Source organism: Brevirhabdus sp. (assembly GCF_052826345.1).
Genome location: NZ_JBRBUA010000126.1, coordinates 1 through 10,918, shown reverse-complemented (window position 1 = coordinate 10,918; position 10,918 = coordinate 1). Strand labels below are relative to the sequence as shown.

Genomic DNA, 10,918 nt, shown 5'->3' with positions numbered 1-10,918 from the left:
TCATCGGTCATCGGTCATCGGTCATCGGTCATCGGTCATCGGTCATCGGTCATCGGTCATCGGTCATCGGTCATCGGTCATCGGTCATCGGTCATCGGTCATCGGTCTGCGCGAACGCGGGCGTGGGCGCCATGGCTATCCCGGTGGCCGGGTGCGAAAGGGGCGGCGGAATTTGTCGTCGGCGCGGCTATGCGGTGCATTGCGGTTGCTTTCGGCTGCCCAGCTTTTACTCTCGGCGCAACGCAGATAAGGAGTTCGCTGATGCGCACACGTGCCGCCGTCGCCCTGGAAGCAGGCAAGCCGCTGGAAGTTATGGATGTCAATCTGGAGGGGCCGAAAGCGGGCGAGGTCCTGGTGGAAATCAAGGCGACCGGGATTTGCCACACGGATGAATTCACCCGCTCCGGCGCCGACCCCGAAGGGCTGTTCCCCGCGATACTTGGCCATGAGGGCGCCGGGGTGGTTCTGGAAGTGGGACCGGGCGTGACGTCGCTGAAGCCCGGCGATCACGTCATTCCGCTTTACACGGCCGAATGCCGCGAGTGCGAATATTGCCTCAACCCGAAGACCAACCTGTGTCAGAAGATCCGCGACACGCAAGGCCAGGGCGTCATGCCCGATGGCACGTCCCGGTTTTCCATGCTCGATGGGACGCCGATCCTGCATTATATGGGCTGCTCGACCTTCGCCAACCACACGGTGTTGCCCGAAATCGCGCTGGCAAAGGTGCGCAAGGACGCGCCGTTCGACAAAATCTGCTACATCGGCTGCGGCGTGACCACCGGGATCGGCGCGGTGATCAACACCGCCAAGGTCGAGATCGGTTCGACGGCGATTGTCTTCGGGCTGGGCGGCATCGGTCTGAACGTCATTCAGGGGCTGCGGCTGGCGGGGGCGGATCAGATCGTCGGCGTCGATCTCAATGACGACAAGGAGGCGATGGCGCGCCGCTTCGGGTTGACCCATTTCGTCAACCCCAACAAGGTGGAAGGCGATATCGTCGCCCATCTGGTGGAGCTGACCGGCGGCGGCGGAGATTACACGTTCGATGCCACGGGCAACGTCACCGTGATGCGCCAGGCGCTGGAATCCGCGCACAAGGGCTGGGGCGAGTCGATCATCATCGGCGTGGCGCCCGCGGGGGCCGAAATCGCGACCCGACCGTTCCAGCTGGTCACCGGCCGGGTCTGGCGGGGCACGGCCTTCGGCGGCGCGCGCGGGCGCACGGATGTGCCCAAGATCGTGGATTGGTACATGGACGGCAAGATCGAGATCGATCCGATGATCACCCACACGATGGGGCTGGAGGATATCAACAAGGGGTTCGATCTGATGCATGCAGGTGACTCCATCCGTTCGGTCGTGGTCTTTTGATGGCCGGGGCCACGCCGCTGCTGGCCGTGTTGATCGATGCGGACAACACGTCGGCCCGCTGGGCAAAGGCGATCTTCGAGGAGATCGCATCGCTTGGCGAGGCCAGCGTGCGGCGCATATACGGCGACTTTTCCAGCCCCCAGATGAAGGGGTGGTCGGCGCGGCAGGCCGATTTCGGCATCGTGCCGCATCATCAGCCCGCCAATACGGTGGGCAAGAACGCCTCGGATATCGCGCTGGTGATCGACGCGATGGATCTGATGCATTCCGGTCGGTTCGACGGGTTCGTCCTCGTCTCCTCCGACAGCGATTTCACCCGGTTGTCCAGCCGCATCCGTGAGCAGGGGCTCGATGTCTTCGGTATCGGCCAGCGCAAGACGCCGGAGGCGTTTCGCAAGGCCTGCAAGCGCTTCATCTATGTCGAGAACCTGATCGGGGATGAAGAGAACGAGGCCCCCGACAGCACCAGAAAGCCCGCGCAGGAGCCGCAGAAGGCCAAGCCCCTGCAGGAGGCGCGGGATCTGATCGTCAAGGCGATGGATGCGATCGACCAGGATGACGACTGGTATTCGCTGGGCCAGCTGGGGCAGTTCATCACCGCCGCCAATCCCGATTTCGACACGCGCACCTATGGCCGGAAAAAGCTGTCGGATCTGGTCGCGGATCTGAAAGTGTTCGAGATGACCAAGGGAAGCGGCAATCAGTATCTGGTGCGCAGGCTGGACTGAGCATGGCGTCGCGGCTGTCGCGGGCCACAGTCGCGGCGCGTGCCCCGCGCCCACGACCGGGGATGCTGCACGCCCTTGCAGATGGCAACTTGCAGCGCGCCCGATCTTGGGCTAGCCGCTGCCTATGTTGCCGATCCTGCTCAAGACCCTGCCGTTTTTCGCCGTTATCGCCCTGGGTTACGGGGCGGCGCGGCGCGGGTTTTTCACCCCCGAGGCGACGGCCTATCTGACGAAATTCGTCTTCTATTTCGCGCTTTCGGCCATGCTTTTCCGCTTTTCGGCGAGTCTTTCGCTGTCGGAGGTTCTCGACTGGCCTTTGATGCTGGCCTACGCCTGGGGAACGGCGCTGGTCTACCTGCTGGCGCAGGGGGTGGCCTTCTGGCGGGGCATTAGCGTGGCCGAGGCGGCGGTGGAGGCACAATGCGCCGTGATCGGCAACGTGGGGTTTCTGGGCGTGCCCATGCTGGCGCTGCTGCTGGGGCCCGATGCGGTCGGCCCGATCATCATGGTGCTCAGCGTCGATCTTCTGGTGTTCGGCAGCCTGATCGTGATCCTGATCACCGGATCGCGCGATGGGCGGATGTCGCTGGGCATCTTTCGGACGGTCGGGCTTGGTCTGCTGGCGAACCCGATGATCGTGTCGCTGTCGCTGGGGTTCGGCTGGTCCGCGCTGGAACTGCCGATGCCCGCCCCGCTCGACGAATTCCTGGTGTTGCTGGGCGCGGCGGCGACGCCGGGCGCGCTGTTCGCCATCGGCGCCTCCCTGGCCAGCAAATCGGCGGAGCGGCTGCGCGTGGCGGGCTGGCTGTCGTTCTGCAAGCTCGTGCTGCACCCTTTGGCGATCGCCGCATCGGTTCTGCTGGTGTTCCCGGTCGACCCGCGCAATGGTGCGGTTGCCATTGCGGCCGCAGCACTACCTGTTGCTGGAAACGTCTACATTCTCGCCCAGCACTACGGCGTGGCGCCGCAGCGGGTGTCGGCGGCGATCCTGGTTTCCACGGTGCTCAGCATCCTGTCGGTATCGGGGGTGGTCGCCTGGATCAACAAGTTGCCCGTCTGAAGGCGCGGACCGTCCGGGGCGACCAAGGAGGAAAGGTTACCATGCAGACCCTGTCAGAAAACCGGTGCTTCGACGGCACGCAGGGCGTTTATTCACACCGTTCGGATTGCTGCGGCTGCGACATGACCTTCGGGCTGTTCCTGCCAGCGGAGGCCCGGCAAGGCCCGGTGCCGCTGCTTTGGTATCTCTCGGGGCTGACCTGCACGCATGAAAACGCGATGACCAAGGCGGGTGCGCAGGCCTGGGCGGCCGAACAGGGGATCGCAGTGATCTTTCCCGACACCTCACCGCGGGGCGATCACGTGGCCGACGATGCGGCCTACGATCTGGGGCAGGGGGCGTCGTTCTACGTCGATGCCACGCAGAGCCCTTGGGCGGCCAATTTCAAGATGTGGAGCTATCTGGCCGATGAGCTGCCGGATCTGGTGTTCGAGAATTTTCCGGTGGAGCGTGAGCGTCAGGCGATCACCGGCCACTCGATGGGTGGGCACGGCGCGCTGACGCTGGCGATGGCGCATCCCGGTCGCTTCGCATCGGTCAGCGCCTTCGCGCCGATCGCGCATCCGTCGCATTCGGAATGGGGCGGCAAGCAGTTGCTGGCTTATCTGGGCGACAAGGAGTGGCACCGCCACGACGCCACCATCCAGATGAAAAGCCGCGGCTTCGACGGGCCGGTGCTGATCGACCAGGGCACCACGGACCAGTTTCTCAACCTGCTGAAGCCCGAGTGCCTGGCCGAAGCGATGATGACGCGCAGGCAGCCCGGCCAGTTCCGCATGCAGCGCGGCTACGATCACAGTTACTTCTTCGTCTCCACCTTCATGGAGGATCACGTGAACTTTCACGCCGAGGCGCTCTATTCGCTATGATCTACGTCGATGCCGATGCCTGCCCCGTCAAGGCAGAGGTCGAAAAGGTCGCCACCCGGCACCGGGTCGGTGTGCGGCTGGTGTGCAACGGCGGGCTGCGCCCGTCACGCAATCCGCTGGTGGAAACGGTGTTCGTGCCCGACGGGCCGGATGTGGCCGACATGTGAATCGCGGAACGCGCGGCCGCGGGGGATGTGGTCGTCACCGGCGATATTCCGTTGGCGGCGAAATGCGTTGCAGCCGGGGCGCAGGTGCTGAAACATGATGGCGAGCGCCTGACCGAGGCCAACATCGGTCAGGCGCTGGCGACCAGAGACCTGATGTCGGACCTGCGCGCGGCAGATCCGTTTCGCCAGGGCGGGGGGCGCCCCTTCGCACAGCAGGACCGCGCGCGCTTTCTTGACGCGCTGGACCGGGCGCTGAGGATCGCGGCAACCAAGGGAGCGACGCAATGATCGACGCAGTGGTTTTCGACATCGGCAACGTGCTGATCGAATGGCAGCCGGAGCGGTTCTACGACCGCGAGATCGGCGAGGAGCGCCGCCGGGAGATGTTCAAGACGGTGGATCTGCACGAAATGAACAACCGCGTCGACCGGGGCGAAAATTTCCGCGACGTGATCTATGAAACCGCCGAGGCGCATCCCGAATGGCGCGAAGAGATCCGCCATTGGTACGACCGCTGGATCGAGCTGGCCCAGCCCGTCATCCCGCATTCCATCCAGTTGCTGCGCGCGCTGCGGTCCAAGGGTGTGCCGGTCTTCGCGCTGACCAATTTCGGCATCGACAGCTTTGCCCATGCCGAAACCCATTACCCGTTTCTGGGCGAATTCGACCGGCGCTACATTTCCGGGCACATGGGGCTGATCAAGCCGGTGTCGCGTATCTTCGAGATGGTCGAGGAAGACAGCGGCCTGCGCCCCGGTCAAATGCTTTTCACCGACGACCGGCAGGACAACATCGACGCCGCCGCCGCGCGCGGATGGCACACGCATCTGTTCGACGGGCCCACGGGCTGGGCGGCGCGGCTCGTTGCCGAAGGCCTCCTGTCGGAGGCGGAGGCCGCGCCTTGACCATGCGGCTGATCGGTCCCGATGCGGATGCCCTGCTGAACTGGCGCGAGTTGGGCGACGCGCTGGTGGCGGGGCATGATCTGCCGCGGGCGGAAATCGGCGATACGTTTCTCTATCGCGGCGCCGACACGATGCTGTCGCGTTCGGCCTGGATCGACGGGCTGGGCATCGCGGTCAAGACCGCCACCATCTTTCCGGGCAACCCCGACCGGGGGCTGAATGCCGTCGGCGGCGGCGTCAGCCTGTTTTCCGATCACGACGGCACGCCGGAGGCATTGCTCGATTTCGCGCTGGTCACCAAATGGAAGACAGCGGGCGACAGCCTGCTGGCCGCGCGCTTGCTGGCGCGCCCCGACAGCCGCGTCATCTTGATCCTCGGCGCGGGGGCGGTGGCGCGCAACCTGCGGCTGGCCTACGGGCAGGGGTTCCCTGGCGCGCGGTTCGTGATCTGGAACCGGACCGCCGCGCGGGCCGAGGCGCTGGCGCGCGATTTTCCCGACACCGAGGTCGCGACCGATCTGGAGGAGGCCGTGCGCCGTGCCGATATCGTCACCTCGGCCACGATGACGACACGCCCCTTCCTGCGGGGAGAGTGGCTGCGCCCCGGGCAGCATCTGGATCTGATCGGCGCCTACCGCCCCGACATGCGCGAAGCCGACGATGCGGCGCTGCGGCGGGCGCGGATCTTCGTGGACAGTCGCGCCACCACCATCGGCCATATCGGGGAAATGCAGATCCCGCTGGATCAGGGCGTGATCGACCCATCCGATATCGTGGCGGATTTCTATGATATCGCCTCGGGGATTTTCGCGCGCCGCGGCGACGATGAGATCACGCTGTTCAAGAACGGCGGCGGCGCGCATCTGGATCTCATGACCAGCCGCTATATCCTCGCCTGCTGGGATCGCTGCGCCAGCGATTGAGAAGCCGCCATCATGCCGCTGCCGCTGTCGGGGTCCGGTTTTCGCGTACCGGCAGATGCACGATCGCCGAAAAGGCGCTGACGCCCACGCCGATCCACCAGACGGTGACATAGCTGCCGTAGACATCGTAAAGCCAGCCGCCCAGCCACACCCCCAGGAACGAGCCGAGCTGATGGCTGAAGAAGACGATGCCATAAAGCGTGCCCATGTAGCGCAGCCCGAAAATATGCGCGACCAGCCCCGAGGTCAGCGGCACCGTCGCCAGCCACAGCGCCCCCATCCCGACCGAGAACAGCAGCACGGTGCCCGGGGTGATCGGCGTCATGATGAATAGGGCCGCCACCATGGTGCGCGCGGAATAGATACCTGCCAGCAGGTATTTGCGCGAATAGCGCCTGCCCGCCCATCCCGCGGCCAGCGTGCCGAGGATGTTGGCCACCCCGATCAGCGATATCGCCGCAGCCCCCAGCGCGGCGGTGGTGCCGATGCCGATGGAGTCCAGGAAGCCTCCGGCAGGGATCGGCGCCGACATCTGCGTCACCAGCGCGGGAAAATGCGCGGTGACGAAGGCCAGCTGATAGCCGCAGGAGAAAAAGCCGACGAAGATCAGCCCGTAGGACGGATCGCGCGCGGCGCGGCGCAGGATCTGGCCCAGCGATTCCTCCAGCTCCGCGCGGGTCGCGGGGGCGGGCGCGCGCATCAGCGGCAATATCAGCAGCGAAGCGAGAACCGCCCCGGCAAAGACGACGAAGACCCACTGCCAGCTCATCCAGCCCAGCAGGTATTCCGCGACGGGTGCGCCGATGACCTGACCCGCCGATCCGGCAGCGGTCGCCACCGCCAGCGCCATCGCCCGGTTCTCATCCGTGGCCGCGCGTCCCACAACGGCAAGGATCACGCCGAACCCGGTGCCCGCGATGCCGAACCCCACCAGAATTTCCAGCAGCTGATGCGCGCCCGGGGTGACGGCATAGGACGACAGGATCAGCCCCGCCGCATAGCACAACGCGCCCAGCACGATGGCGCGGCGGTCCCCGAACCGCTCGGCAAAGGCGCCGAAGAGGGGCTGCCCGATGCCCCAGGCCAGGTTCTGGATCGCGATGGCGAGGGAAAAGTCGCTGCGGAGCCAGTTGAACTCCTGCGCGATGGGAATCTGAAACACCCCGAAGGAGGCGCGCACGGCGAAGCTGACCAGCATGATGACGCAGCCGGCGATCAGGACGGGGGTGAAAAGCGCGGTGCGCGCGGGGGCGGGTGACATGTGGCGGCTTTCCTGACGGTGGCTCAACCTATCGGCGCGCGCAGGGCGGTCAATCGAAAAACTGGCAGGGGCGCTTTCCTTGTGGCGGGCGGGGGATTAAAGCCTTGCGGCATGACCGGGATCAAAGAGCACTACTCCGCGCAGATCGCCGCCGGCCGCCTCGATGCGGACCCGGGCCAGGCAAAGGCCGTCGATCAGTTGCAGGCCGTGGCCGACCGGATCGCGGCCCAGGGCGAGCGGCGCGGCCTGTCGTTGTTCCGCAAGCAAAGGGAGCCGGTGCAGGGCCTCTACATGTGGGGCGGCGTGGGGCGCGGCAAATCCATGTTGATGGACATGTTCTTTGCCTCGGTGCCGCTGGAACACAAGCGGCGCGTGCATTTTCACGGCTTCATGCAGGAGGTGCACGCCGCCTTGCACGAAGCGCGAAAGACCGGGGTGGAGGACGCGATCGCACCCGTGGCCGAACAGGTGGCGCAAAGCGCGCGTCTGCTGTGTTTCGACGAGGTCCAGATCACCGACATCACCGATGCAATGATCGTGGGGCGCCTGTTCGAGAAGCTCTTCCGCGACGGGGTGGTCGTTGTCGCGACCTCGAACCGGGAGCCGGGCGATCTTTACAAGGACGGTCTGAACCGTCAGATTTTCCTGCCCTTCATCGATCTTCTGCGCACGCATATGCAGGTCTATCGGCTGGAGGGGCCGCGCGATTTCCGTCAGGACAGGCTCGCCGGAGAACCGCGCTACTTCACCCCTGTAAACGCCGAGGCCCGTGCCGCGATCGAGGCGATCTGGCAGGATCTGACCGGCGGCGACGCAAAGCCGCTGACAGTTACGGTCAAAGGGCACGCGCTGCGCATTCCCGCGTTCCGTAACGGAATCGGGCGCGCGACCTTCTGGGATCTGTGCGCGCAACCCCTGGGTCCGGCGGATTATCTGGCACTGGCGGGCGCCGTCCGCGTCTTGATCCTGGAAGACATCCCCTGCCTCGGACGGTCCAATTTCAACGAGGCCAGACGCTTCGTCACCCTGATCGACGCGCTTTACGAAGCGCGGGTGCGGCTGATCTGCTCGGCGCAGGCGCAGCCCGAACATCTCTACCTCGAAGGCGAAGGCTCCTTCGAGTTCGAGCGCACGGCATCGCGGCTGCGCGAAATGCAGGGCGCCGACTGGGGCGGATAGCGCCAGATCGCGGCGCCGCGCGCGATGGCTTACAGCCGCGCGAGTGTCGTTTCGGCCAGTTCCAGCCCTGCGTCGCGCAGCAGCGCGATGTCGTCGCCTAGTTCGAACGCCGCGGAAACCATCGTCAGAAGCACCGCCAACACCACGCCCTGCAACACCAGCGGCCGCCGCCCCGCCGCCCCCATCAGCCGCCGCAAACCGTAAACAAGCGCCAGAAATGCGCCCCAGCTGAGCAGCACCACGATGACCGGGATAAGGACGATGTCGGTCACGCAGCCGTTGCCGCTGCAATCCAGCGCGTCGATCCGCAGGGATGCGGCGATCGCGGGTTTCAGCGGGTCGATGACCTCGGCCAAGGTGCGGGCCAGCCCTTGCGCCCTCTCTGCGTAGGCGCCGTAGCCGGTAAGAAAGAGCGACCCGAGGCGGTCGAGAAGCCATATGCCCCAGTCATGAATGCCGGCGCCCGCGGTAATGAAAAAGTCGCGCATCTGAAATATCCCGGCGCAAAATCAATGATCCGGCCGAACATAAGGCGCAATTGTGGCCGTGTCGGGGCAAAAATCCGGCGCGGTCCCGTTGCCGGGGCCGGTGTTGCAAATCAGCCGTTGTCGCGCAGCACAGTGCCCGCCAGGTAGAGTGATCCGCAGATCAGGATGCGCGCCAGCGGCTGCGCCGCCGTTATGCCGTCTATCGCTGTGGCGAGATCGCGGGCCTCGACCACCTGCGCGAAGCCCGCGGCACGCGCGGCCGCGGCGGTCTCCGCCGCACTCAGCGTTGCAGCTTCACCGGGGATGGATACGGACCACAGGCCTTCGGCGCTGCGGGCCAGCGGCCGCAGGTAACCGCCGATGTCCTTGGTGTTGAGCATCCCGCAGATCAGATGCGTGGGCCGGGCCGGCAACCGCGCCAGCGCCTCGGCCAGCGCCTGGCCCGCCGCGGGGTTGTGGCCGCCATCCAGCCACAGCTCCGCACGCTCGGCCAGATCGACCAGCGGGCCGGATTTCAACCGTTGCAACCGTGCGGGCCATTCGGCACGCAGCACCGCCGCCTCGCAGGCGGCGGCGTCGGCGCCCAGATGGCGCAGCGCGGCCAGCGCGGTGCCCGCATTCTGCACCTGATGCGCGCCGATCAGGCTGGGAAGCGGCAGGTCCAGCAGGCCGTTTTCATCCTGGTAGATCATGCGCCCGCGCTCTTCGCCCACGTGCCAGTGCTGGCCGTGCACCAACAGCGGCGCGCCGAGCTTTTCGGCGCGCGCCTCGATGACCTCGAGCGCGGCGTCTTGCTGCGGACCGACGACGCAGGGCACGGCGCGCTTGATGATCCCGGCTTTTTCGCCCGCGATCTCTGGCAGTGTTTCGCCCAGATATTGCTGATGGTCCACCGAGACCGGCGTGATCACCGTCAGCGCGGGGCGCTCCACCACATTGGTCGCGTCGAGCCGCCCGCCCAGCCCGACCTCCAGCAAGGTGTGATCGGCCGGGGTGCGGGCGAAAGCCAGCAGCGCCGCGACGGTCGTGATCTCGAAATAGGTGATCGGCGCACCGCCATTGGCCGCCTTGCATTCGTCGAGGACGCGGGCAAGCTCGGGCTCTTCGATGATCTGTCCGGCAAGGCGGATGCGTTCGGCGAAACGCGCCAGATGCGGCGAGGTATAGGCGTGCACGCGCTTGCCTGCGGCCTCCAGCCCGGCGCGGATCATCGCCTGGGTCGACCCCTTGCCGTTGGTGCCCGCGATATGGATGACCGGGGGCAGGGCGCGTTCGGGATGATCGAGCGCACCGAGCAGCCGCCAGACCCGGTCCAGCGTCAGGTCGATGATCTTCGGATGCAGCGTCATCATCTGCGCCAGAATGGCGTCGGAAGGCTGCTGGCTCACTTCGGCGCGTCCTTCGGCTTGGCCTTGGCGTCCTTGTCGCCGGAGGCCGGGGCGGCGGCCTGTGCGGCGGCCCGTGCGGCGCCGTCGGCGTCACCGGCAGGGCGCGCGCCGGGCTCTTGCGCCGGGCTTGAGGCGGTTTCGGTGGCGGCCTCCCCGGCCGTGTCCGCACCGCGCGGGGGGATTTCCGATCCGGCCGCGGCGTCGCTGGGCGACGTGGGCGCGGCGGCGGTATCGGCCGCGGGCGTCGTGTCGGCGAGTTCCGCCGGATCGGGTGCGGGCAGGTCCGCCTTGATCTCGGGCGGCAGGTTCAGCAGCATCCGCGTGATGGCGATCAGCTCTTCGCGCAGCTTGGTGCGGTGGGTCACCCGGTCCAGCATCCCGTGGTCCAGCAGGTATTCCGCGCGCTGGAATCCCTCGGGCAGCTTCTCGCGGATGGTCTGCTCGATCACGCGCGGCCCGGCGAAGCAGATCAGCGCGTTGGGCTCGGCGATCTGCACATCGCCCAGCATCGCATAGGATGCGGTGACGCCGCCGGTGGTGGGATGGGTCAGCACCACGATGTAGGGCAGCCCGGCC

General features: G+C 66.3%; 10 protein-coding genes and 2 pseudogenes. 8 read left to right on the top strand and 4 right to left on the bottom strand.

The features are described 5' to 3' along the window. Positions 1-261 precede the first annotated feature (261 nt). From ACU0BR_RS14755 to ACU0BR_RS14725, 7 genes and pseudogenes are all read left to right on the top strand, one after another. Positions 262-1,374 (top strand): S-(hydroxymethyl)glutathione dehydrogenase/class III alcohol dehydrogenase, encoded by a 1,113-nt coding sequence (locus ACU0BR_RS14755; protein ID WP_446157590.1) that lies wholly within the window; start codon positions 262-264, stop codon positions 1,372-1,374. Next, on the top strand, positions 1,374-2,102 hold the full coding sequence (locus ACU0BR_RS14750) for an NYN domain-containing protein (RefSeq protein WP_446157589.1): 729 nt from the start codon (positions 1,374-1,376) through the stop codon (positions 2,100-2,102). The genes ACU0BR_RS14755 and ACU0BR_RS14750 overlap by 1 nt, the downstream gene beginning before the upstream one ends. 124 nt (positions 2,103-2,226) lie before the next feature. Further along, a complete protein-coding gene (locus ACU0BR_RS14745; protein WP_446157588.1) occupies positions 2,227-3,162 on the top strand; it encodes an AEC family transporter in 936 nt (311 codons plus the stop codon). A 41-nt stretch (positions 3,163-3,203) separates the two neighbouring features. Next, positions 3,204-4,031 carry an S-formylglutathione hydrolase gene (gene fghA, locus ACU0BR_RS14740; protein WP_446157587.1) on the top strand — a complete coding sequence of 276 codons (828 nt, stop codon included), beginning with the start codon at positions 3,204-3,206 and terminating at the stop codon, positions 4,029-4,031. Beyond that, positions 4,028-4,486, top strand: a pseudogene (locus tag ACU0BR_RS14735) (YaiI/YqxD family protein). The gene fghA and the pseudogene ACU0BR_RS14735 overlap by 4 nt, the downstream one beginning before the upstream one ends. After that, positions 4,483-5,103 (top strand): HAD family hydrolase, encoded by a 621-nt coding sequence (locus ACU0BR_RS14730; protein ID WP_446157586.1) that lies wholly within the window; start codon positions 4,483-4,485, stop codon positions 5,101-5,103. Before ACU0BR_RS14735 ends, ACU0BR_RS14730 begins: the two are co-directional and overlap by 4 nt. Continuing rightward, a complete protein-coding gene (locus tag ACU0BR_RS14725) occupies positions 5,100-6,026 on the top strand; it encodes an ornithine cyclodeaminase family protein (RefSeq protein WP_446157585.1) in 927 nt (308 codons plus the stop codon). Before ACU0BR_RS14730 ends, ACU0BR_RS14725 begins: the two co-directional genes overlap by 4 nt. A 10-nt stretch (positions 6,027-6,036) precedes the next feature. Here ACU0BR_RS14725 and ACU0BR_RS14720 read toward each other — a convergent pair whose 3' ends face one another. Then, complete coding sequence (locus ACU0BR_RS14720) at positions 6,037-7,287, bottom strand: MFS transporter (RefSeq protein WP_446157584.1); 1,251 nt, start codon at positions 7,285-7,287, stop codon at positions 6,037-6,039. A gap of 111 nt (positions 7,288-7,398) precedes the next feature. Here ACU0BR_RS14720 and zapE point away from each other — a divergent pair, with 111 nt between their 5' ends. Further along, on the top strand, positions 7,399-8,466 hold the full coding sequence (gene zapE / locus ACU0BR_RS14715) for a cell division protein ZapE (protein WP_446157583.1): 1,068 nt from the start codon (positions 7,399-7,401) through the stop codon (positions 8,464-8,466). A gap of 29 nt (positions 8,467-8,495) precedes the next feature. Here the strand turns inward: zapE and ACU0BR_RS14710 are convergent, their stop codons facing one another. The 3 genes and pseudogenes from ACU0BR_RS14710 to ACU0BR_RS14700 all read right to left on the bottom strand — a co-directional run. Beyond that, the gene (locus ACU0BR_RS14710; protein ID WP_446157582.1) at positions 8,496-8,954 is read right to left on the bottom strand and encodes a hypothetical protein; all 459 of its coding nucleotides are present in this window, start codon (positions 8,952-8,954) and stop codon (positions 8,496-8,498) included. 110 nt (positions 8,955-9,064) lie between these two features. After that, on the bottom strand, positions 9,065-10,306 hold the full coding sequence (locus ACU0BR_RS14705; protein WP_446157591.1) for a bifunctional folylpolyglutamate synthase/dihydrofolate synthase: 1,242 nt from the start codon (positions 10,304-10,306) through the stop codon (positions 9,065-9,067). A 32-nt stretch (positions 10,307-10,338) separates the two neighbouring features. Further along, positions 10,339-10,918: pseudogene (locus ACU0BR_RS14700) on the bottom strand (hypothetical protein); the annotation flags it as partial.